Consider the following 21,320-nt stretch of genomic DNA (forward strand, 5'->3'; position numbering starts at 1 on the left):
ATGGAATTAACATTGAAAGACGCAAAAGGCGCTCTTGAGGTTTCCGAAGCTACCTTTGGACGTGAGTTTAATGAAGCCCTTGTCCATCAAGTAGTTGTAGCTTACGCTGCAGGTGCTCGTCAGGGCACAAAAGCTCAGAAAACTCGTTCTGAAGTAGCCGGTGGTGGTAAGAAGCCTTGGCGCCAAAAAGGTACTGGTCGTGCCCGTGCAGGTACAATCCGTAGTCCTATCTGGCGTTCTGGTGGTGCGACTTTTGCAGCTAAACCGCAAAATCACAGCCAGAAAGTAAACAAAAAAATGTACCGCGGTGCGATTAAAAGCATTTTGTCGGAACTGATTCGTCAGGAACGTTTGATTGTTGTTGAGAAGTTTGGTGTTGATGAGCCAAAAACAAAGCAACTGGCAGCGAAACTGAAAGAAATGGATCTAAACGACGTTTTGATCGTGACAAAAGAAGTTGATGAGAACCTGTTCTTAGCTTCTCGCAACTTGCATAAAGTCGACGTGCGTGATGTTCAGGGTATTGACCCTGTCAGTCTGATTGCTTTCGAGAAAGTGCTGATGACTGCTGACGCCGTCAAGCAGCTTGAGGAGGTGTTATCATGATGCGCGAAGAACGTTTGCTTAAAGTGATTTTAGCACCTCACGTTTCGGAAAAATCGACTAACACTGCTGAAAATAACAACACGGTTGTTTTTAAAGTAGCTGTTGATGCGACTAAAACCGAAATCAAAGCGGCTGTCGAAAAATTGTTTGAAGTTGAAGTCAAAAACGTACGTACAGTAAACGTGAAGGGTAAAACCAAACGTACTGGTTCTCGTTTCGGGAAACGCAGTGACTGGAAGAAAGCGTATGTTGCCTTGAATGAAGGTGCTGACATTGACTTCTCAGGCGGCGCTGAGTAACAGGAGGAATAAACATGGCTGTAGTTAAAAGTAAGCCTACGTCTCCGGGTCAACGCCACGTCGTTAAAGTCGTCGGTCAGGACCTGTACAAAGGCAAGCCTTACGCACCGTTGCTGGAAAAAAACAGCAAGTCTGGTGGTCGTAACAATAACGGTCGTATCACGGTTCGTCACATTGGCGGTGGTCATAAACACCACTACCGTGTAATCGACTTTAAACGTAATAAAGATGGTATCCCTGCAAAGGTTGAGCGTATTGAATACGATCCTAACCGTTCAGCGAATATCGCTTTAGTTTTGTATGCTGACGGTGAACGCCGTTACATTCTGGCTCCGAAAAACCTATCAGTAGGCGATCGTATCCAGTCTGGTGTTGACGCACCAATCAAGCCTGGTAACAGTCTGCCAATGCGCAACATCCCTGTGGGTAGTGTTGTTCACGCGGTAGAATTACAGCCAGGTAAAGGCGCACAAATGGCTCGTTCAGCGGGTGCTTATTGCCAGATTCTTGCGCGTGACGGTGCGTATGTTACTGTCCGCTTACGTTCAGGTGAGATGCGTCGCGTTCAGTCTGAAGGTCGTGCAACTATCGGTGAAGTAGGCAACGCAGAACACATGCTGCGTCAATTGGGTAAAGCCGGTGCAAACCGCTGGCGTGGTATTCGTCCGACCGTTCGTGGTGTGGCGATGAACCCAGTTGATCACCCTCACGGTGGTGGTGAAGGCCGTACCTCTGGTGGACGTCATCCTGTGACTCCATGGGGCACGCCGACCAAGGGCTACAAAACCCGTAAAAACAAGCGTACTGATAAGTTCATCGTACGCCGTCGCAACAAATAAGAGTTGAGGATAAAACATGCCACGTTCTCTTAAAAAAGGTCCATTTATTGACCTTCACCTGCTAAATAAGGTGGAGAAAGCGTTGGAAGCCGGGGATAAAAAGCCAATTAAAACTTGGTCCCGTCGTTCAATGATCATCCCAGATATGATCGGCCTGACAATCGCTGTTCACAACGGTCGTCAGCACGTTCCTGTCTACGTGACAGATGAAATGATCGGTCATAAATTAGGCGAATTCGCGCCAACCCGTACTTATCGCGGCCATGCTGCTGATAAGAAAGCGAAGAAACGGTAAGAGGTAGAGAGTGATGGAAGCAATTGCTAAACACCAATTTGCCCGCGTTTCAGCGCAGAAGGGCCGTTTGGTCGCAGACCAAATCCGTGGACTTCCAGTAGAAAAAGCACTGGATATCCTGGCATACAGCCCCAAAGCAGCTGCTGGCTTAATCAAGAAAGTTCTTGAGTCAGCAATCGCGAACGCGGAACATAACGAAGGTGCGGATATTGATGAACTTAAAGTAAGCCGAGTCTTTTTAGACGAAGGTCCTACTATGAAGCGCATCAAGCCACGGGCGAAAGGCCGTGCCGATCGTATCTTTAAGCGCACCAGCCACATTACTGTGGTCGTGTCAGATAGCTAGGAGATAAATTATGGGTCAGAAAGTACATCCTAATGGTATTCGCCTAGGTATCTCCAGACCATGGAATGCAACCTGGTATGCGAATACAAATGAGTTCGCTGATAACCTGCACAGTGATTTTCAGGTACGTAAGTTCCTGAACAAAGAACTGCGCAATGCATCAGTCTCTCGTATCGTTATCGATCGTCCAGCTAAGAGCGTTCGTGTGACTATTCACACTGCACGTCCTGGCGTGGTTATCGGTAAGAAAGGCGAAGACGTAGAAAAACTGCGTAAGCAAGTTTCTAAATTGACAGGTGCTCCTGCGCAAATCAATATCTCAGAAGTTCGTAAGCCTGAGTTGGATTCGCAGTTAGTAGCTGACAATATTTCTGGTCAGTTGGAACGTCGTGTCATGTTCCGTCGTGCTATGAAGCGTGCTGTACAAAACGCCATTCGCTTAGGTGCCAAAGGTATCAAAGTTGAAGTGAGTGGTCGTTTAGGCGGCGCAGAAATTGCGCGTACTGAGTGGTATCGTGAAGGCCGTGTACCGCTGCACACATTACGTGCAGACATCGACTACTCGACCTCAGAAGCGAACACCACTTACGGTATCATCGGTGTTAAGGTCTGGATTTTCCGTGGTGAGGTTCTTGGTGGACTTCCAACTGAAGAAAAGCCAGCTCCTAAGCGCGGCAAGAACCGTAAGTAAGGAGAGACGATATGTTACAACCTAAGCGTACAAAATTCCGTAAGGTTCACACAGGCCGCAACCGTGGTCTGGCGCAGTCTGGTAACAAAGTCAGCTTCGGTACTTTTGGTTTAAAAGCTACTGATCGTGGTCGTATGACCGCGCGTCAAATCGAAGCAGGCCGTCGTGCAATGACTCGTCACGTTAAGCGTCAAGGTAAAATCTGGATCCGTGTATTTCCTGACAAGCCTATTACCAAAAAGCCTTTAGAAGTTCGTATGGGTAAAGGTAAAGGTAACGTCGAATACTGGGTTGCTCAGATTCAACCAGGTCGCGTTCTGTATGAAATGGACGGTGTTCCTGAAGAGTTGGCACGTGAAGCGTTCCGCCTGGCGGCACGTAAACTGCCTTTCAAAACCACTTTTGTGACTCGGACGGTAATGTGATGAAAGCAAGTGAACTGAAAGATAAAACCGTTGAGCAGCTGCAAGAAGAGTTGTTAGGCTTGCGTCGTGAGCAGTTTAATCTGCGCATGCAGGCAGCAACTGGTCAGCTGAATCAGACTCACATGATGAAACAAGTGCGTCGTGATATCGCACGTGTTAAAACCATCTTAAATGAGAAGGCAGGTGCGTAATGACTGACGAAAAACGTGTTCGTACTCTGCAAGGCAAAGTTGTCAGCGATAAGATGGATAAAACCATCACTGTAGCTGTTGAACGTCGTGTAAAGCACCCGGTATACGGGAAGTACATCACGCGTACAACTAAAGTACATGCGCATGACGAAGAAAACCAGGTTAAAGCTGGCGATACCGTGATTGTTCGCGAATGTCGTCCGCTGTCTAAGAATAAATCTTGGACTCTGGAAGAAATCGTTGAGCGCGCTACTGTTGTCTAAACGCAGATAGCGATAAGAAATTAAAAGGCCTCCCTTGCGGAGGCTTTTTTTTTGATCTAAACCTTAATAGGCTTAGTACAAATATCTGAAATTAAATAAATTTCTTTTTAACATAAGAAATAATAAATACGCACGTTAATGCGTAGTTCTCAGAGGGAGACAATTCATGTCAAAAAGTTTATTTTTTGCAGCTACTGTGCTTGCGGCAAGTCCGGTCATTGCTGCTCCTCAAGATAGTAATTCGGTTGAACAGGAAATACAGGCGTTAAAAGAACGCTTAGCTCAATTGGAAAAACGGCTTGAAGAGAAAGAAGAGCGTGAAAAAGAAGAAATCGTTGTTGTAAAAGAACGAGAAGTAGAAAAAGGAAATGAAACTGCCAGCAAAGAAAGCAGTTCGAACCGCAGAGTTGTCTATGACTCTGGAGTCCATGCACGTTTAGACGAGCTGGAGAAGAAAACTGAAGAGAATGAAAACTGGCCAATCAAGATTCATGGCGCGGTTCGTTTTCAATATGAATACAACAATTATGACTCAGATAACGAGAATCGCGGCGGCGATTTGGACTTCGATATTTTCCGTCTGAACTTTGATGGAGAAATGGGGGGAGTCATTCTTTCTGCTGAATATCGTTGGTTTAATTATCAGGACGTGGTCAAGCATGCCTGGTTTGGTTATGACTTCACCGATAAACTGCAGGGGCAGGTTGGTGTTGTAAAAATTCCATTTGGCAACATGCCGTACAACTCCCACAGCTACTTCTTTAATAGTACTTTTTATGTTGGTCTTGAAGATGAACATGATAACGGCATTCGGTTTAAATACCGTGGCGATGAGTGGGATTTTGATTTAGCTTACCTGAAATCAGACGAGCAGGGCGGTATTGATGGCTCAACTTCTGATCGTACAGCACGCTATAACTATGACACCGTGGGTATTCGGTTACCAGGTCAGGGAGCTTACGATGAACCTGGTTTACCTGTAGGTGAGAGCAATAGTTATGCTTTCAGAACCGCTCGTAAGTTCAGCTTCAGCGACGACGAGAACTTAGAGCTTGGTGTGTCTTTGCAAGGCGGGAATTTGTATTCAGGAACGGCCGCTGAAGGCTTTACAGATGCACAGGCGTATGAGAATCAGAATGTTGGTAATCGCATGGCCTGGGCCGCTCACGGTGTTTACAATAACGGACCATGGAACGTACAGTTACAGTATTCAGACTATGACTACGATATAAAACTGGAAAACCGTGGTGTTTACATGGCTGCTTACGCTTATTACGACGCAATTCCTACTGAAGCGAAACTGTATACAGCCAATGTTGCTTATACTTTACCAGTAGATATTGGGCCTCTGACAAGCTTAACTTTCTATAATGACCACAGCTTAATGACCGATAAAATGGGTTATCAAGATGATACCTGGATGAACGTTTTAGGAGTTGCTGTTGCAGCCGGTGGCGGTTTTTATACTTATGTTGATTATGTAAGAGCAAAAAACCAACCGTTTATTGGTGGTAATACTGCAACTGATGGTGGTGAGGTCAATGACCGCTTTAACATTAACTTTGGTTACTATTTCTAAAGCGGCTTAAGTTTTCACTGCGAAGGACATGGAACCTTATGGTTCCATGTCTTTTTTATTAGGCAGGATATGCTCGTAAGAATCCCCTTCCTGACGAAAGTCTTTCGTTCGATTAAACATCCTCAGTTCTGTATGTAATGCGGCTTTAGCCATAATGTGAGCACTAATAGGTGCCGTCAAAAACAGAAATATCGCAATCAATAGCTCGTTCAGGTTAATTGACCCCTGTACCGAAGTAATAAGAATGGAAGCTATGACTATGCCGCCAATGCCTATTGTGGTGTTTTTCGTGGGGGCGTGTAAACGGGTGAAAAAGTCCGGGAGTATGGCTAACCCCAAAGAGCCAATAAAGGCGAAAATAGCGCCTAATAAGATAAAGAAAGCCGCTAGCCATTGTGACCATGCCGGTAATTGGTTTAGTGCATCCATAAGGTTTTCCTCTTTATTCTATTAAGTCGCCACGCAGTAAAAACTTACCTGCTGCGATGGTGCCGACAAAACCGAACATGGCAATGAGTAACGCCGCTTCAAAATAGGTTTGCGTGTTTTGGTACATACCCAGCAAAAGCAGTAAAGCCAGCGAATTAATGTAAATTGTATCCAGCGCTAATATTCTGTCCGGTAGATCGGGCCCTTTAATAAGGCGCCAAAAATTCATTAATACCGATAAACTGAATAATAAGAAGGCAATGTGCAATACCGTCGTTAACATTGGAATATCTCCTTCAGGCGACGCTCGTAACGGTTTCGAATTGTTTTTATGACTTCTTCCGGGCTTTCTTCTGAGAATGCGTGAATAAGAATGCCTTTTCGTCCACGAGTAATTTCACAGGATACCGTTCCCGGTGTCAGTGTTATGGTACTTGCGAGAAGAGTAACCGGAAGTTCTTCTTTCATATCCAGTGGGAAAACAAACAGCGCGGGTTTAATCGAGCGGGGCTTCCCAAGAATCATACCGGCAACCTTAAAGTTAGCCACGACAATGTCATTCAGCAGAATGAAAAAATAAACGACAGCAAGGTCGGGCCGCTTAACCTTCGCAAAATTAGGCCAGGCGTCACGGAATAAAAATGGAATAAACCAGGAAAATAAAGCGCCCAGTATGACTACCCCGGGCGAAACCGAGTTAAATAATAGAACCCATAGCGTCAATAAGAAAAAAGATAACAAAGGTGTCGGAAATAGCTTTTTCATAGTAATTATTCCACTCCTTCTGTCAGCACACGCGATGGGTACTGGTCAATGTCGTAAAGCTGTTCAGCGACATCATCGGTATAATTGCGGATTGGGCTGGCAAATAGCGTCATAACAACGGATAGCGACAGAAGCATAACAACGGCGGCTCTTTTTCCTAAAGGAGCCGATTGCTCATTCGCTTTACCTGACAGTGTGTGCCAGAGCATTTTACTTCCCGCCCGGGTCACTGAAATCAGCATAATAAGGGTTGCGCCTAACATGGCACCCCACAGCCAGAAAGTTGCACCGGTCGGGCTTGCCGATTCCATAATCATAAGTTTTCCGACAAAACCTGACAAAGGTGGTAAACCAATTATTGCTATTGCAGCAATTAAAAACATGACTGAATAAGCAGAGTGATTGGCCATTTTCTTGCCCGATACGATGCGCGATGCGGTTTTACCACGTTCGAACGCAATAAGGTCGGCCAGTAAAAATAATGCGCCAGTGATAAAGGTTGAGTGGATTAAATAAAACAGCATGGCTCCGGTTGTCGCTATTCCATTCAAGCTGTAGGTTGCGATAAGTGTGCCAATTGAAATGACGACTAAATAAGCCACAAGCAAGCGCAAGTCGCGAGCCCCGATAATTCCGATAGCGCCGGCTAGCATGGTAATGAGACCCATAACCCAAAGCCAGTCATGTGCAATGAGTGCGAGTTCATTAGCTTCAGGGCCGAAAATGAGTGTGTAGACCCGAACTATGGCGTAAACCCCAACTTTTGTCATTATTGCGAATAGAGCGGCAACAACTCCGGTTGTTGTGGAATAGGCCTGAGGCAACCAGAAGTGCAGCGGCAGGATAGCGGCTTTAATGCCGAATACTATCAATAGCATCATACCACCGGCTTTAGCTAAGGCGGCCTCATCTCCGCTTAATTGCTGGACTTGGGTAGCAAGGTCAGCCATATTCAAAGTGCCTGTAACACCATATAGAGTACCGACACTAATTAGGAAAAGTGCTGAACCTAAAAGGTTGAGCAATACGTAGTGTAAGGTTGTGCGTAAACGGAATTTTCCTCCGCCGTGCATTAATAGTGCGTACGAGGAAATCAGTAGGACTTCGAAGAAGACGAATAAGTTGAAAATATCGCCGGTGGCAAAAGCCCCCATAATGCCCATTATCTGAAACTGAAATAATGCCTGAAAGTGAGAGCCAAGATTATCTTCGGCATAACAACCGTAGATGAGCACCGGTAACGCCAGTATTGCCGTTATCAGCATCATCAGAGCACTAAGTTTGTCCACCATCAGGACAATTCCGAATGGCGCGGACCAGTTGCCTAAGGCATAAACAATCATCTGATCCTGGTTAACCTGAACAAGTAGGGCAATACTCAGTATCAAGGTTAATATACTAGACAGCAGGCCTATAGCCCTGCGTTTTGGCTGCGGTCTGTCTCCCCAGGGAAGAAGCTGTAGCAGCGCTGCCAGTAACGGCATCAAAATAGGAAGTATCGCCAAATGTTGTTGCCACATTAGCGGTTGCCCTCCGTGCTGTTATCCTGCTGGTTCACTTCATCTGTTCCTATCTCGCCACGGGCACGCACAGCCAGAATAATTGAATACGCTGTCATGGCGAAACCGATAACGATAGCAGTTAGAACCAATGCCTGAGGTAAAGGGTCGGCATAGGTTTCCTGAGTACCATAAATTGGTGCCCCGTCTATTGTCAGACGACCAGTTGAAAATAGAAATAAGTTAACGGCATAAGACAGCATCGTAATGCCGACGACCACAGGAAATGAACGGCCGCGCAGAATAAGAAAAACACTGCATGCGGTCAAAATACCAACGGTAACAGAATATAAAGTTTCCATTAATGCCCCTCATGCGTTGGGCGATGACGTGTCGTCATCTTCCCGAAATTACTTAAAATCATCATAGTAGCGCCCACAACCGTTAGGAAAACGCCAAGATCGAAGAGTAAAGCCGTGGCAAATTCAAATTTACCAACCACGGGCCAGTCTAAATAGGTAAACCAGGAAGTAAGAAAAGGTTTACCAAACAACCAGCTACCAAGGCCGGTAAGTGCGGCAATCAAAACGCCAAACGACATTAGAGATTGATAATTAACGCTAAAGCGTTCTTTCATCCAGTCGACACCATTGGCAATGTATTGCAGGATCATCGCCGAGGCGACAATCAGACCCGCAATGAAACCACCACCCGGTAAGTTATGGCCTCTCAGGAAGATATAGGCAGCAACTACCATTGCCATTGGTAAAATAATGTTGGCGACAGTTGTTAACATCAATGGGTGTCTAATTCTATGCCAGGGACGTCCGTCAATATCACTGGAAGGCATAAATGGTTTTAGCTTATTAAGCAGCTTATGAATACCTGCAGCAGCTATTGCCAGAACGGTAATTTCCCCTAAGGTATCGAAACCACGAAAGTCCACCAGAATGACATTCACTACGTTGGTTCCACCACCACCGGATTTTGCATTCGCGAGGAAAAAGTCCGAGATGCTTTCAAACGGTGAAGTCAGTATTGCGAAATTTAAGGTAGCGACAATACCACCAATAAAACTGGCAATGATTATGTCACGAAAAACTCGGTGGCCAGAAGAGGCCCGACTGGTTTTTTGTGGCATAAAGAACAAAGCCAGTATCATCAAGATAATACTGACCACTTCGACAACCAACTGAGTCATGGCCAAATCCGGTGCCGAGAAATGCGCGAAAGCTAATGACACGACTAATCCAACCACCGATAGCATCATTAACATCACAAAGCGATTGCGGTGCAGTGTAGCAGTGGCAAATGCTGCGGATATCAGGACGATAGCACCAACCATGCTAACCATATCAACAGGCAATTGAGGTTTGCCACCAGTCACCACACTGAGGTCACTTAACGAAGGCAACAACACCACAATAACGCTGATAAGAACAAAAGCAATGTAGCGTTGCAAGGAACCAGTGTCTAAGCGCTCGTAAAAATCAGCTGCGGCATCAGAGGTTTTTTGTACAAGGCGTTCAAAATTGTGTTTAGCGTCCTGTCCGTCAAATTGGCGATTAAATGTAAACAGTTGGTCGCGGGAAAGGTATATCAGAATGCCGCCAACCACTGCGACTACGCTCATTAACAGAGGCATGTTAAAGCCGTGCCAAAGCGATAGCTTTACTTCAACAGGAGAGCCGGTAACAGCCGCCGCAGCCTGGTCAAGTATACCTGAGACCATAGTCATTGGCGCGATGCCGATAGCGATACAAAGCAACCCAAGCACAGCAACAGGTGCGGACATCATGCGTGGTGGGTCATGTGGTTTTTTGGGTAGCTCTTTGTAGTCGCCGTTAAAGAAAACATCGTGAATAAAGCGAATTGAGTAAGCCACTGACAGCATGGCACCGACAGTAGCCAATATAGGAATAAACCATGACAGCCCGCCGAATAAATGTTGCTGTAAAGCCTGATCCAGGAAGAGCTCTTTAGACATGAACCCATTGAATGGCGGTATTCCTGCCATTGAGGCCGCGACAATCATGGCGAGAGTCGCTGTTATTGGCATCAGGCTCATAAGTCCTTGCAGCTTGCGCATATCACGAGTGCCTGATTCATGGTCAATAATACCTGCGGTCATGAACAGTGCGGCTTTAAAGAAAGCGTGGTTAATAACATGAAATAATGCGGCTATTACGGCACCTTGGGTGCCTATCCCCAGTAGCATGCAAATAAGACCCAGATGGCTTACCGTAGAGAAGGCGAGTAAACCTTTCAGGTCGTGCTTTAACAAAGCAAAGTAAGCGCCGACTAACATGGTAATTAAGCCGGTCAATGTAACCAGAGTAAACCAAAGCTCCGTTTCTGCTAGTACCGGATGAAAACGAGCTAATAGGAAGATGCCAGCTTTTACCATGGTCGCGGAGTGTAAGTAAGCACTTACAGGAGTTGGCGCCGCCATGGCATGTGGTAGCCAAAATTGAAATGGAAACTGGGCTGACTTAGTAAAGGCCCCTAATAAAACGAGTATTAAAGCCGGAACATAGTAAGCATGTGCTTTTATCTGGTCTGCTGCGGCGAATACGGTATCCAGTTGGTAGCCACCGGCTATGTGTCCAATGATCAGTAACCCGGCTAATAGGGCCAGACCTCCGGCGCCGGTGGTTGCCAGTGCCATGCGGGCACCGCGGCGTGCATCACTGCTATGGAACCAGTAACCGATAAGTAAAAAAGAAGAAATGCTGGTCAGTTCCCAGAACACCCACATTAGTAAGATATTATCTGCCATAACGATGCCTAACATCGATGACATAAATAAAAGCAGGCAAGCATAAAAACGAGCTTCATCGTCATTACTGCTTAAATAGTAGTGGGCATAGCCAATAATCAGGACACCTATGCCTAAAATGAGCCCCACGAAAAGCAGTGATAAGCCGTCCAGACGCACGGCGAAATCGAGCCCTATACCCGGCAGCCACTCCACCATTTGTTTAGGTACTTCACCGGCAAGCGTAGCGGGTGCGTACTGAAACAAAACAATTAAGCAGAAAATAGGAACAAGTAATGTAATCCCAGTCTTTATCGGTCGCGACGCTTGCTTAAATAATAGCGGTAAGAGCGCACCAAAGAATGGGGCAAAAATAATGAATAGCAGATTCATACCATAGAAGTCCCAAGTCAGCCTGTGCTCTTATAATAAGGTATACTTACCTGAGCAACGCAAAGTATTGAATTTACCATTGGTTCTGCCGCAATCCAACTAAACTAAACCCTTAAGATAGTGAATTCACCTTACGCCTACGAAATTTTCTGAGATTACCCTACCACTTCCAAAATTTATCTGTTACACTTCGCGACCCTTTTTATAAGGGAAAAACCAAAGGCAGCACGACCCGAGAGGGTCTGTTTTTTTAACTAAGCGGGGCACTGAAATGATCCAAATGCAAACTACCCTGGACGTTGCCGATAACTCCGGCGCGCGCAGCGTACAATGTATTAAGGTTCTAGGTGGTTCGCACCGTCGCTACGCAAACATCGGCGATATCATCAAAGTTACTGTCAAGGAAGCAATTCCGCGCGGTAAGGTGAAGAAAGGCGATGTAGTGAATGCGGTGGTCGTTCGCACCAGAAAAGGCGTCCGTCGACAAGACGGGTCGGTCATCCGTTTTGACCGCAACGCGGCTGTGTTGTTGAATAACAACCAACAGCCCATTGGCACACGTATTTTCGGGCCGGTAACTCGTGAACTGCGTTCAGAGCAGTTTATGAAGATTATCTCGCTGGCACCAGAAGTACTATAAGGAGTCAATTATGGCGGCAAAAATTAAACGTGATGACGAAGTAGTCGTCCTGGCAGGTAAGGACAAGGGCAAGCAAGGCAAAGTCCTGAAAGTTCTTACCGATAAAGATCGCGTGATCGTGGAAGGCGTCAACGTAGTCAAGAAACACCAAAAGCCAAATCCGGCTCTAGGTGAATCTGGTGGCATCGTTGAACAAGAAGCAGCAATCCACATTTCGAACGTAGCGATCCTTAACCCAGAGACAGGTAAAGCAGATCGTGTTGGATTTCGTATTGAAGATGGCAAGAAAGTTCGCTTCTTCAAATCGAACAACGCAATCATTTAATTCAAACTTGGAGTTTTACGATGGCGAAACTGCATGATTTTTACAGAGAATCGGTAGTTCCTGAGCTTATGAAAGAGTTCAGCTACAACAGCGTCATGCAAGTCCCTCGGATTGATAAAATCACCCTTAACATGGGTGTTGGTGAAGCTCTGGCTGACAAAAAAGTACTTGATAACGCAGTGGCTGACCTAGAGGCTATCTCTGGTCAAAAGCCAATTCGTACTGTGGCACGCAAGTCTGTCGCCGGTTTCAAAGTCCGTGAAGGCTTCCCGATTGGCTGTAAAGTAACTCTGCGCGGCGAGCGCATGTGGGACTTTTTGCAACGCTTAATTTCGATTGCAATCCCACGTATCCGTGACTTCCGTGGCCTGAACCCTAAATCGTTCGATGGTCGTGGTAATTACAGCATGGGTGTTCGTGAGCAGATCATCTTTCCGGAGGTCGACTATGACAAAGTCGACAAGGTACGTGGTCTGGATATCACCATTACCACAAATGCTGGCACAGATGACGAAGCTCGTGCTTTGCTAGCTGCCTTTAACTTCCCGTTCAGAAAGTAAGGTGTAGAGTTATGGCAAAACAGTCAATGAAAGCGCGTGACGTGAAGCGAGCTAAAATCGCTTCAAAATACGCAGAAAAACGCAACGCACTGAAAACGGTCATTAATGACCCTAAAGCATCAGACGAAGAGCGTTGGGAAGCCGTACTTAAGTTGCAACAGCTCCCACGTGATGCCAGTCCGACGCGTCAACGTAACCGTTGTCGTATAACTGGTCGTCCTCATGGTTTCCTTCGTAAATTCGGCATGAGCCGAATCAAGGTCCGTGAGATGGCGATGCGCGGTGAAATTCCTGGCTTGAAAAAAGCTAGCTGGTAAGCCACGAATCACGGGAGAAAGCAAATATGAGCATGCAAGATCCAATTGCGGATATGTTCACACGCATTCGCAACGCTCAAGGTGCTAACAAAGTAACGGTTAAAATGCCGTCTTCTAAGCAGAAAGTGGCGATTGCTCAAGTTCTGAAAGAAGAAGGTTTTATTACTGGTTACAGTGCCGAGAGTACTGTTAAACCTGAGCTTGAAGTCGAATTGAAGTATTTCGAAGGCAAGCCAGTAATTGAAACAATCGAGCGCGTTAGTCGCCCTGGTCTGCGTATCTACAAGAAACGCAACGAGTTGCCTAACGTAATGGGTGGCCTTGGCATCGCAGTAGTTTCGACGTCTAAAGGCCTGATGACTGATCGTGCCGCTCGCCAAGCTGGTCTTGGTGGCGAAATTATCGGTTACGTAGCGTAATTAGGAGGTAGGAAATGTCACGTGTTGCTAAAGCACCCATTGAAATTCCTGCTGGCGTTGAAGTTACGCTAAATGGCCAGGAAATCACGATTAAAGGTGCCCAAGGCTCACTGAGTCGTGTTGTAAACGATGCAGTTGAACTGGTAAAAGATGAGAGTGAGTTACGTACTAACGCCCGTGAAGGCGTTGCTAACTCAACAGCTCAAGCTGGTACGGCTCGCGCATTGTTGCAAAACATGGTGGTCGGAGTCACTAAAGGATTCGAACGTAAGTTACAGCTGATAGGTGTTGGTTACCGTGCGCAAGCACAAGGTAAAAAACTGAACTTGACGCTAGGCTTTTCGCATCCTGTGGAGTTCGAGATTCCTGAAGGAATCACAATCGATACTCCGACTCAGACTGAAGTCGTCGTTAAAGGTGCAGATAAGCAGTTAGTTGGTCAAGTTGCCGCTAACATTCGTGCATACCGTAAACCTGAGCCTTATAAAGGCAAAGGTGTTCGTTATGCTGACGAGCAAGTGCGCCGTAAAGAAGCCAAGAAAAAGTAGGGTAATACGATGGACAATAAAGCAGCTCGCTTACGTCGTGCTACTCGCGCACGTAAACAAATTAAAGAGTTGGGTGCAAATCGCCTGGTCGTTCACCGTACACCACGGCATATTTACGCGCAGTTGATCGCACCTAACGGTTCTGAAGTGCTGGCAGCCGCATCGACTGCAGAGAAAAGTGTCCGCGAAGGGCTTAAATCTACAGGTAATGTAGACGCAGCCAAAGTCGTGGGCAAAACTATCGCTGAACGAGCGATTGAAAAAGGCGTTAAAAACGTGTCTTTCGATCGTAGTGGTTTTAAATACCACGGTCGCGTAGCCGCATTAGCGGACGCAGCTCGTGAAGCCGGACTTCAGTTCTAGGAGACGAACATGGCAAATGTAGAAGCTCAAACCGGTGAACTGATAGAGAAGTTGATCACAGTAAATCGTGTAGCAAAAGTAGTTAAAGGTGGTCGTATCTTTAGCTTCACTGCACTGACTGTGGTTGGCGACGGTAAAGGTAAAGTCGGTTTTGGTTATGGTAAAGCGCGTGAAGTACCCGCTGCTATTCAAAAAGCAATGGAAAAAGCACGTCGCAATATGGTTACCGTTCAACTGAAAGGCGACACTTTACAGCATCCTGTTAAAGGACGTCATTCAGGTTCACAGGTATACATGCAACCTGCTTCAGAAGGTACGGGTATCATCGCTGGTGGTGCAATGCGTGCGGTTCTGGAAGTTTCAGGTGTTCATAACGTGCTGTCAAAGGCATATGGTTCAACCAACCCAATCAACGTTGTTCGCGCGACTATCAAAGCGTTGAACGGCATGAAATCGCCGGAGCAAGTTGCGGCGAAGCGTGGATTGCGCGTTGACGAAATACTGGGGTAGTGAACAATGGCGAAAAAGACAATCAAAGTAACACAGACGCGTAGCTCTATCGGTCGTTTGCCGAAGCATAAAGCTACACTACGTGGCTTGGGTCTCCGCCGCATTGGTCACACAGTAGAGTTGGAAGACACTGCTGCAGTCCGCGGTATGGTGAACCGAGTTAATTACATGATTAAGGTGGAGGGATAAGCGATGGAACTTAATACACTTGCTCCCGCACCTGGTGCAAAAAGCAGCAAAAAGCGCGTTGGGCGTGGTATTGGTTCAGGTCTTGGAAAGACTGGCGGCCGTGGTCACAAAGGGCAGAAGTCTCGCTCTGGTGGCTCAGTCAAGCCAGGTTTCGAAGGCGGACAAATGCCAATTCAACGTCGTCTGCCAAAATTTGGTTTTACTTCTCGCAAGGCTATGGTCACTGCGGAAGTAAACTTGGCAGAAATCGCGAAGGTTGACGGTGATACCGTTGAATTGGCGACTTTGAAAGCAGCAGGTCTCGTTCGTAAGAACGTACTACACGCTAAAGTCATCAAATCTGGTGAGTTAAGTCGTGCTGTGACTGTAAAAGGTCTTAAAGTCACCAAAGGCGCTCGCGAAGCTATTGAAGCTGCTGGCGGCAAAATCGAAGGATAGAGCAAATGGCTAAACCAGGATTGGAATCAAATCGAGCGCAAGGTGGCTTGTCGGAACTTAAGCGTCGCCTGCTGTTTGTGTTAGGAGCGATTATCGTTTTCCGAGCGGGCTCCTTTGTGCCTATTCCTGGTATTGATGCCGCTGTATTAGCTCAGCTATTCGAACAGCAGAAAGATACCATCGTTGCCATGTTTAACATGTTCAGCGGTGGTGCCTTAGAGCGCGCGTCAGTATTTGCATTAGGTATTATGCCGTATATTTCGGCTTCGATTATTATGCAGTTGGCTAGCGTGGTACATCCACGTTTGGCTGAGCTTAAGAAAGAAGGTGAGTCTGGTCGTCGTAAGATTAACCAGTATACGCGGTGGGGTACTTTAATACTGGCAACGTTCCAGTCGATTGGTATAGCTACAGGCTTGCCAAACTTAATGCCCGGACTAGTAATAGACCCTGGCTTCGGCTTCTATTTCACTGCTGTAGTGAGCTTAGTCACGGGAACTATGTTCCTTATGTGGTTAGGCGAACAGATTACTGAGCGTGGTATTGGCAACGGTATCTCTATCCTGATCTTTGTGGGTATTGTTGCAGGTTTACCTTCCGCTATCGGCCAGACGGCTGAACAAGCGCGTCAAGGTGACTTGCACCTGTTATTGTTGTTACTAATTGGGGTTGTGGTTTTAGCAGTAACTTATTTCGTTGTTTTTGTGGAACGTGGTCAACGTCGTATCGTCGTTAACTATGCGAAGCGTCAACAAGGTCGTAAGGTATTTGCTGCGCAAAGCACACACTTGCCATTGAAAGTTAATATGGCTGGTGTTATTCCTCCAATTTTTGCGTCAAGTATCATTTTATTCCCGGGTACCATCGCCACTTGGTTTGGCTCTGGTGACGGTATGGTTGCAGACTTTTTGCAACAAGTATCGATGACATTGTCTCCCGGTCAGCCGTTATATGTGTTATTGTACGCGGCTGCGATAATCTTCTTCTGTTTCTTCTATACTGCGTTGGTATTTAACCCTCGCGAAACAGCTGACAACTTGAAGAAGTCAGGTGCGTTTATTCCGGGGATTCGCCCAGGTGAACAAACCTCAAGATACATCGATAAAGTAATGACGCGTTTAACATTAGCAGGCGCACTGTACATTACCTTTGTCTGTTTGGTTCCGGAGTTCATGATGATTGCATGGAATGTGCAATTCTACTTCGGCGGTACATCTTTATTGATTATCGTAGTTGTTATCATGGACTTTATGGCACAGGTTCAGACTCATATGATGTCGCATCAATATGACTCTGTCCTGAAAAAAGCCAATCTAAAAGGCTACGGCCGGTAAGATTGGGTAGAACGGAGAGTAGCAATGAAAGTTCGTGCTTCCGTGAAGAAAATCTGTCGTAACTGCAAAATCATCAAGCGTAACGGTGTAGTTCGCGTTATTTGCACTGATGCTAAGCATAAGCAACGACAAGGTTGATTCGAAGGAAAGGCTTGCGGCTTAATCGCCGCGGCCTTTGAAGTATTTGCAATTCGGCAATCGGTTGAGTATCCTAACGGGCTTTTCAACTGAAGCCTACAAACTGAAGGAGACGTGTTAGTGGCCCGTATCGCTGGCATTAACGTTCCTGACAATAAGCATGCAGTCATAGCTTTGACTGCAATCTACGGTGTTGGCCGTACTCGTTCACAGCAGATTCTTGCTGCTACGGGTATCGCTGAAGACACCAAGATTGGTTCATTGTCAGAAGACAAACTGGACGCGCTTCGTGACGCTGTATCAAAGTTCGCCGTAGAAGGTGATCTGCGTCGTGAAGTATCTATGAACATTAAACGTTTGATGGACCTCGGGTGTTTCCGTGGACTTCGTCATCGTCGTAGCTTACCTCTACGTGGGCAGCGCACTAAAACAAATGCGCGCACTCGTAAAGGTCCGCGCAAACCAATTAAGAAATAGGGGGATTGAGTAATGGCTAAAACACCAACTCGCTCTCGAAAGCGCGTTAAAAAGCAGGTCGCCGATGGCATGGCTCATGTGCATGCATCTTTCAACAACACCATTATTACCATTACTGATCGCCAGGGTAACGCACTAGCGTGGGCTACCGCAGGTGGATCAGGGTTCCGTGGTTCACGGAAATCAACGCCGTTTGCAGCACAGGTTGCAGCAGAACGTGCAGGTGAAATGGCGAAGGAATACGGACTGAAAAACCTGGAAGTATTTGTGAATGGTCCAGGCCCAGGTCGTGAATCATCGATTCGTGCCCTGAACGCCGTTGGTTACAAAATCACAAATATTACCGATGTGACACCGATTCCTCACAACGGTTGTCGTCCGCCTAAGAAACGTCGCGTTTAAGGCGTGAATCGATAGTTGGAGAAAGATCATGGCTAGATATTTGGGTCCAAAGCTCAAGCTGAGCCGTCGCGAAGGAACAGATTTGTTCCTGAAAAGCGGCGTTCGCGCAATCGATTCTAAATGTAAGATCGAAACTGCACCAGGACAACATGGCGCTCGTCGCGGTCGTTTGTCAGATTACGGTGTTCAGTTGCGTGAGAAACAGAAAGTTCGTCGTATGTACGGCGTACTGGAAAAGCAATTTCGTAACTACTACAAAGAAGCTGCACGACTGAAAGGCAATACCGGTGAAAACCTGTTGCAGTTGCTGGAACAGCGCTTGGATAACGTAGTGTATCGCATGGGTTTTGCGTCAACACGCGCAGAAGCTCGTCAGCTGGTCAGTCACAAAGCAGTTGTTGTGAATGGTCAGGTAGTGAACATTCCATCGTTCAAGGTTCGTCCTGAAGATGTCGTTTCTGTTCGTGAAAAAGCGAAGAAACAGGCACGTATCGGAGCAGCACTGGAGCTTGCAGAACAACGCGAGAAGCCAGTCTGGATAGAAGTAGACAACAACAAATTGGAAGGTGCATTTAAACGTCTTCCAGAACGTAGCGACTTGTCTGCTGAAATTAACGAACAGTTGATCGTAGAGCTTTACTCTAAGTAAAGCTTAAGCATAGAGAGAGGACACAATGCAGGGTTCTGTTACCGAATTCCTAAAGCCGAGGTTAGTCGACATCGAGCAAATCAGCCCGACTCATGCCAAGGTGACACTGGAGCCTCTGGAACGCGGCTTTGGTTATACACTAGGTAATGCGTTACGTCGCATTTTACTGTCGTCAATGCCAGGCTGTGCAGTGACTGAGGTTGAAATCGATGGCGTGCTGCACGAATACAGCAGCAAAGAGGGCGTTCAGGAAGATGTCATTGAAGTTTTATTAAACCTGAAAGGGCTGGCAGTCAGCGTTGAAGGTAAAGATGAAGCAACTCTGACTTTGAATAAATCCGGAGCAGGTCCTGTAACAGCAGGCGATTTCACCCACGATGGTGATGTTGAAATCGTTAATCCTGAGCACGTTATCTGTCATCTGACAGGCGACTATGAACTTGTTATGCGAGTGAAAGTCGAACGTGGTCGTGGTTACGTGCCTGCGGCATCTCGTCAGTCCGCTGATGATGATGAACGTCCAATCGGTCGTCTTTTAGTCGACGCGTCGTTCAGTCCGGTAGAACGCATTGCATATTCTGTAGATGCGGCTCGTGTTGAACAGCGCACCGACTTAGACAAGCTGGTTATCGAAATGGAAACCAATGGTACATTGGATCCAGAAGAAGCTATCCGCCGTGCAGCAACAATTTTAGCTGAACAGTTGGATGCCTTCGTAGAACTTCGTGATATCAGTGAACCGGAAGAAAAAGAAGAGAAGCCGGAGTTCGATCCGATCCTTCTACGTCCGGTAGACGACTTGGAATTGACTGTTCGATCTGCGAACTGCTTGAAAGCAGAAGCGATTCAGTACATTGGTGACTTAGTACAACGCACTGAGGTCGAGTTATTAAAAACTCCGAACTTGGGTAAGAAGTCGTTGACTGAAATCAAAGACGTGTTGGCTTCACGTGGTTTGTCTCTTGGCATGCGCCTTGAGAACTGGCCACCAGCCAGCTTAATTGACAACGACTAAGGTCACCTTAGTAATAGATTTACTGAGAAGGGTATAGGTATGCGCCATCGTAAGAGTGGTCGTCAACTAAATCGAAACAGCAGCCATCGTCAGGCAATGTTCCGCAACATGGCAAGTTCTTTGGTGCGTCATGAGATCATCAAGACGACTTTGCCTAAGGCAAAAGAGTTACGCCGCGTTGTTGAGCCATTGATCACAATGGCAAAACAAGACAGCGTAGCAAACCGTCGTCTTGCGTTCGCACGCACACGTGACAAAGAGGTTGTCGGCAAGCTGTTTAATGAATTAGGCCCGCGTTATGAAGAACGCCCAGGTGGTTACACTCGCATTATGAAGTGTGGCTTCCGTACAGGTGATAACGCTCCAATGGCTTACATTGAATTAGTTGGTCGCCCAGAAGTTGAAGAAGTTGAAGAAGTAGCTGAAGAAGTTACGGAGTAAACCGCTTCGGAAAGTTAAAAAGCCGGCTGTATTTCAGCCGGCTTTTTTGTTTCTAAAGTCTAGTAACAAAACTAATTAGAAAGGTCATCGTTAAAAATTTTTGCGAGAGCTTCCTTCTCCAGGTAGCCTTCCTTCACCAGCCATTCAAGTTCCTTGCGACTTACCCCTGATTGTTTAGCTTCGAGAGTTAATACTCGCCAATCTTCTTTGCTAATTTCGTATGTACTGCTTTCATTATCAGAACCGACAAAAAAATCTTTCATAACGGCGATTAATGATGTTGCGGTTTCCGGTAGAGCCTTTATAGATTCAGTTAAGGAGCAAAAAATTGAGCTCGGGGCTTCCTGAGCGGCAGTTCTCAATACCGACTCAGTAAAATCAGGGTGAGACGCGACAGCCTTGCGTATAATAGTTTCAGCCTGATCAGGTTGACGCTGCAATGCGATAGTAATTATATCATCGATATAAGCGGGTTCAGTTTGAATGGCAGCCTCAACAATGCTAGTCGATAGGTCTGGGTAACGAGCTATGGCAATGTCGACGACAGTATAAGTAACCGCCGGTTCTGCTTGCATTGCTGCTACTACTATAGCTTTGACTCTGCTTTCTCTTATATCAAAAGCGGCGTTAACGATATAAGCGGCATGTTCTGGATAGTTATTAATTAAGATACGCACGGTGCGCATAATAGAGAAGTTTTTATTAAGGTGATTTTCGATAATGCTTTGGTAAGTATCTTTTAAAGTGGAAGACGAATTTTGGAGGCTGCTATCAAAAGTAGCAGCATGACTCGTTCGTATGGCGCTTGAACTAAGAGTTGCAGCAAGCAAACAGGTAAAAGTTATTAATTTCCAGCGCATAAGATTTAAGCCCTTTATATGAGTCCAACTTATTAGAGTGATTCAATATAACAACAGTTCAAGGTAATCACAAAAAAACAACAAAATAGAATTAAAAACGAGCAAAACGAAGAGCTTTACTTTAAGTTGATTGTTTTTTGTTCGGTTAAGCTTTTTGATCGAAAAAAGATCTTGCAAGGCTCAGAGAGATCACTATAATTCGCCGCCGTTGTCACGAGTTATCCGCAAGGTTATCTGCGAAGAATTCAGACAACGGCGTTTTGTTTCAACCGAGCTGAAAAAGCTGGAAAAAATGGGTTGACGAAACGAAAGGGACG

The 21,320-nt window shown here is 46.2% G+C and carries 34 protein-coding genes; 27 read left to right on the forward strand and 7 right to left on the reverse strand.

What is annotated here, in order from left to right; genetic code table 11:
* From rplD to ACN0RF_RS07500, 10 genes are all read left to right on the forward strand, one after another.
* Positions 1–606 carry a 50S ribosomal protein L4 gene (gene rplD, locus ACN0RF_RS07455; RefSeq protein WP_011235152.1) on the forward strand — a complete coding sequence of 202 codons (606 nt, stop codon included), beginning with the start codon at positions 1–3 and terminating at the stop codon, positions 604–606.
* Positions 603–905 carry a 50S ribosomal protein L23 gene (gene rplW / locus ACN0RF_RS07460; RefSeq protein WP_011235151.1) on the forward strand — a complete coding sequence of 101 codons (303 nt, stop codon included), beginning with the start codon at positions 603–605 and terminating at the stop codon, positions 903–905. Before rplD ends, rplW begins: the two co-directional genes overlap by 4 nt.
* Before the next feature lie 14 nt (positions 906–919).
* The gene (rplB, locus tag ACN0RF_RS07465; protein WP_011235150.1) at positions 920–1,744 is read left to right on the forward strand and encodes a 50S ribosomal protein L2; all 825 of its coding nucleotides are present in this window, start codon (positions 920–922) and stop codon (positions 1,742–1,744) included.
* A gap of 16 nt (positions 1,745–1,760) precedes the next feature.
* Positions 1,761–2,039, forward strand: a complete 279-nt coding sequence (rpsS, locus tag ACN0RF_RS07470; RefSeq protein WP_034822534.1) for a 30S ribosomal protein S19 — start codon at positions 1,761–1,763, stop codon at positions 2,037–2,039.
* Positions 2,040–2,052: 13 nt separating this feature from the next.
* Entirely contained in the window at positions 2,053–2,385 is a 333-nt protein-coding gene (gene rplV / locus ACN0RF_RS07475; protein WP_011235148.1) for a 50S ribosomal protein L22, read from the forward strand.
* 10 nt (positions 2,386–2,395) lie between these two features.
* Positions 2,396–3,076: a 30S ribosomal protein S3 gene (gene rpsC, locus ACN0RF_RS07480; protein WP_034822535.1), complete on the forward strand. Its 681-nt coding sequence runs from the start codon at positions 2,396–2,398 to the stop codon at positions 3,074–3,076.
* Between the two features lie 11 nt (positions 3,077–3,087).
* The gene (rplP, locus tag ACN0RF_RS07485) at positions 3,088–3,501 is read left to right on the forward strand and encodes a 50S ribosomal protein L16 (protein ID WP_011235146.1); all 414 of its coding nucleotides are present in this window, start codon (positions 3,088–3,090) and stop codon (positions 3,499–3,501) included.
* Complete coding sequence (gene rpmC / locus ACN0RF_RS07490) at positions 3,501–3,692, forward strand: 50S ribosomal protein L29 (RefSeq protein ID WP_011235145.1); 192 nt, start codon at positions 3,501–3,503, stop codon at positions 3,690–3,692. The genes rplP and rpmC overlap by 1 nt, the downstream gene beginning before the upstream one ends.
* Positions 3,692–3,955 (forward strand): 30S ribosomal protein S17, encoded by a 264-nt coding sequence (rpsQ, locus tag ACN0RF_RS07495; RefSeq protein WP_253618618.1) that lies wholly within the window; start codon positions 3,692–3,694, stop codon positions 3,953–3,955. The genes rpmC and rpsQ overlap by 1 nt, the downstream gene beginning before the upstream one ends.
* 166 nt (positions 3,956–4,121) lie before the next feature.
* Positions 4,122–5,534 carry a carbohydrate porin gene (locus tag ACN0RF_RS07500; RefSeq protein WP_417438557.1) on the forward strand — a complete coding sequence of 471 codons (1,413 nt, stop codon included), beginning with the start codon at positions 4,122–4,124 and terminating at the stop codon, positions 5,532–5,534.
* Between the two features lie 36 nt (positions 5,535–5,570).
* Here the strand turns inward: ACN0RF_RS07500 and ACN0RF_RS07505 are convergent, their stop codons facing one another.
* The 6 genes from ACN0RF_RS07505 to ACN0RF_RS07530 are packed head-to-tail and all read right to left on the reverse strand — an operon-like array spanning position 5,571 to position 11,378.
* Positions 5,571–5,963, reverse strand: a complete 393-nt coding sequence (locus tag ACN0RF_RS07505; RefSeq protein WP_417438558.1) for a Na+/H+ antiporter subunit G — start codon at positions 5,961–5,963, stop codon at positions 5,571–5,573.
* A 13-nt stretch (positions 5,964–5,976) separates the two neighbouring features.
* The gene (locus tag ACN0RF_RS07510; RefSeq protein WP_011235141.1) at positions 5,977–6,246 is read right to left on the reverse strand and encodes a K+/H+ antiporter subunit F; all 270 of its coding nucleotides are present in this window, start codon (positions 6,244–6,246) and stop codon (positions 5,977–5,979) included.
* A complete protein-coding gene (locus ACN0RF_RS07515) occupies positions 6,240–6,728 on the reverse strand; it encodes a Na+/H+ antiporter subunit E (RefSeq protein WP_034822538.1) in 489 nt (162 codons plus the stop codon). Before ACN0RF_RS07515 ends, ACN0RF_RS07510 begins: the two co-directional genes overlap by 7 nt.
* 5 nt (positions 6,729–6,733) lie before the next feature.
* Entirely contained in the window at positions 6,734–8,248 is a 1,515-nt protein-coding gene (locus tag ACN0RF_RS07520) for a monovalent cation/H+ antiporter subunit D (RefSeq protein WP_417438559.1), read from the reverse strand.
* Positions 8,248–8,589: a Na+/H+ antiporter subunit C gene (locus tag ACN0RF_RS07525; RefSeq protein ID WP_011235138.1), complete on the reverse strand. Its 342-nt coding sequence runs from the start codon at positions 8,587–8,589 to the stop codon at positions 8,248–8,250. The genes ACN0RF_RS07520 and ACN0RF_RS07525 overlap by 1 nt, the downstream gene beginning before the upstream one ends.
* Positions 8,589–11,378 carry a monovalent cation/H+ antiporter subunit A gene (locus ACN0RF_RS07530; RefSeq protein WP_034822542.1) on the reverse strand — a complete coding sequence of 930 codons (2,790 nt, stop codon included), beginning with the start codon at positions 11,376–11,378 and terminating at the stop codon, positions 8,589–8,591. The genes ACN0RF_RS07525 and ACN0RF_RS07530 overlap by 1 nt, the downstream gene beginning before the upstream one ends.
* Positions 11,379–11,649: 271 nt before the next feature.
* Between ACN0RF_RS07530 and rplN the strand changes: the two genes are divergently transcribed.
* The 17 genes from rplN to rplQ all read left to right on the forward strand — a co-directional run bounded on the left by rplN (position 11,650) and on the right by rplQ (position 20,143).
* The gene (rplN, locus tag ACN0RF_RS07535) at positions 11,650–12,018 is read left to right on the forward strand and encodes a 50S ribosomal protein L14 (protein WP_006956444.1); all 369 of its coding nucleotides are present in this window, start codon (positions 11,650–11,652) and stop codon (positions 12,016–12,018) included.
* A 10-nt stretch (positions 12,019–12,028) separates the two neighbouring features.
* Positions 12,029–12,343 (forward strand): 50S ribosomal protein L24, encoded by a 315-nt coding sequence (gene rplX / locus ACN0RF_RS07540; protein ID WP_034822544.1) that lies wholly within the window; start codon positions 12,029–12,031, stop codon positions 12,341–12,343.
* Positions 12,344–12,363: 20 nt separating this feature from the next.
* On the forward strand, positions 12,364–12,903 hold the full coding sequence (gene rplE / locus ACN0RF_RS07545) for a 50S ribosomal protein L5 (RefSeq protein WP_011235135.1): 540 nt from the start codon (positions 12,364–12,366) through the stop codon (positions 12,901–12,903).
* An 11-nt stretch (positions 12,904–12,914) separates the two neighbouring features.
* Positions 12,915–13,220, forward strand: coding sequence for a 30S ribosomal protein S14 (gene rpsN / locus ACN0RF_RS07550; protein ID WP_011235134.1), 306 nt, complete (start codon positions 12,915–12,917; stop codon positions 13,218–13,220).
* A gap of 26 nt (positions 13,221–13,246) precedes the next feature.
* Positions 13,247–13,639, forward strand: a complete 393-nt coding sequence (gene rpsH, locus ACN0RF_RS07555; protein WP_011235133.1) for a 30S ribosomal protein S8 — start codon at positions 13,247–13,249, stop codon at positions 13,637–13,639.
* A gap of 14 nt (positions 13,640–13,653) precedes the next feature.
* Positions 13,654–14,187: a 50S ribosomal protein L6 gene (gene rplF, locus ACN0RF_RS07560; RefSeq protein WP_034822546.1), complete on the forward strand. Its 534-nt coding sequence runs from the start codon at positions 13,654–13,656 to the stop codon at positions 14,185–14,187.
* Positions 14,188–14,196: 9 nt separating this feature from the next.
* Complete coding sequence (gene rplR / locus ACN0RF_RS07565; protein ID WP_011235131.1) at positions 14,197–14,550, forward strand: 50S ribosomal protein L18; 354 nt, start codon at positions 14,197–14,199, stop codon at positions 14,548–14,550.
* 9 nt (positions 14,551–14,559) lie between these two features.
* Positions 14,560–15,060, forward strand: a complete 501-nt coding sequence (rpsE, locus tag ACN0RF_RS07570; protein WP_011235130.1) for a 30S ribosomal protein S5 — start codon at positions 14,560–14,562, stop codon at positions 15,058–15,060.
* A gap of 6 nt (positions 15,061–15,066) precedes the next feature.
* The gene (gene rpmD, locus ACN0RF_RS07575) at positions 15,067–15,249 is read left to right on the forward strand and encodes a 50S ribosomal protein L30 (protein WP_011235129.1); all 183 of its coding nucleotides are present in this window, start codon (positions 15,067–15,069) and stop codon (positions 15,247–15,249) included.
* A gap of 3 nt (positions 15,250–15,252) precedes the next feature.
* Positions 15,253–15,687 carry a 50S ribosomal protein L15 gene (rplO, locus tag ACN0RF_RS07580; protein WP_011235128.1) on the forward strand — a complete coding sequence of 145 codons (435 nt, stop codon included), beginning with the start codon at positions 15,253–15,255 and terminating at the stop codon, positions 15,685–15,687.
* A 5-nt stretch (positions 15,688–15,692) separates the two neighbouring features.
* Positions 15,693–17,021 (forward strand): preprotein translocase subunit SecY, encoded by a 1,329-nt coding sequence (gene secY, locus ACN0RF_RS07585; RefSeq protein WP_034822548.1) that lies wholly within the window; start codon positions 15,693–15,695, stop codon positions 17,019–17,021.
* Positions 17,022–17,045: 24 nt separating this feature from the next.
* Positions 17,046–17,159 carry a 50S ribosomal protein L36 gene (gene rpmJ / locus ACN0RF_RS07590; RefSeq protein WP_006956433.1) on the forward strand — a complete coding sequence of 38 codons (114 nt, stop codon included), beginning with the start codon at positions 17,046–17,048 and terminating at the stop codon, positions 17,157–17,159.
* A 120-nt stretch (positions 17,160–17,279) separates the two neighbouring features.
* Entirely contained in the window at positions 17,280–17,636 is a 357-nt protein-coding gene (rpsM, locus tag ACN0RF_RS07595) for a 30S ribosomal protein S13 (RefSeq protein WP_011235126.1), read from the forward strand.
* A gap of 12 nt (positions 17,637–17,648) precedes the next feature.
* Positions 17,649–18,038: a 30S ribosomal protein S11 gene (gene rpsK / locus ACN0RF_RS07600; protein WP_011235125.1), complete on the forward strand. Its 390-nt coding sequence runs from the start codon at positions 17,649–17,651 to the stop codon at positions 18,036–18,038.
* Positions 18,039–18,066: 28 nt separating this feature from the next.
* On the forward strand, positions 18,067–18,687 hold the full coding sequence (rpsD, locus tag ACN0RF_RS07605; protein ID WP_011235124.1) for a 30S ribosomal protein S4: 621 nt from the start codon (positions 18,067–18,069) through the stop codon (positions 18,685–18,687).
* A 25-nt stretch (positions 18,688–18,712) separates the two neighbouring features.
* On the forward strand, positions 18,713–19,702 hold the full coding sequence (locus tag ACN0RF_RS07610) for a DNA-directed RNA polymerase subunit alpha (RefSeq protein ID WP_011235123.1): 990 nt from the start codon (positions 18,713–18,715) through the stop codon (positions 19,700–19,702).
* Between the two features lie 39 nt (positions 19,703–19,741).
* Positions 19,742–20,143, forward strand: coding sequence for a 50S ribosomal protein L17 (gene rplQ / locus ACN0RF_RS07615; protein WP_034822551.1), 402 nt, complete (start codon positions 19,742–19,744; stop codon positions 20,141–20,143).
* A 71-nt stretch (positions 20,144–20,214) separates the two neighbouring features.
* Here rplQ and ACN0RF_RS07620 read toward each other — a convergent pair whose 3' ends face one another.
* On the reverse strand, positions 20,215–21,003 hold the full coding sequence (locus ACN0RF_RS07620; RefSeq protein WP_417438560.1) for a hypothetical protein: 789 nt from the start codon (positions 21,001–21,003) through the stop codon (positions 20,215–20,217).
* Between the last annotated feature and the right edge of the window lie 317 nt (positions 21,004–21,320).

The organism is Idiomarina sp., assembly GCF_048260185.1.
In the GTDB taxonomy this organism is placed as follows: domain Bacteria; phylum Pseudomonadota; class Gammaproteobacteria; order Enterobacterales; family Alteromonadaceae; genus Idiomarina.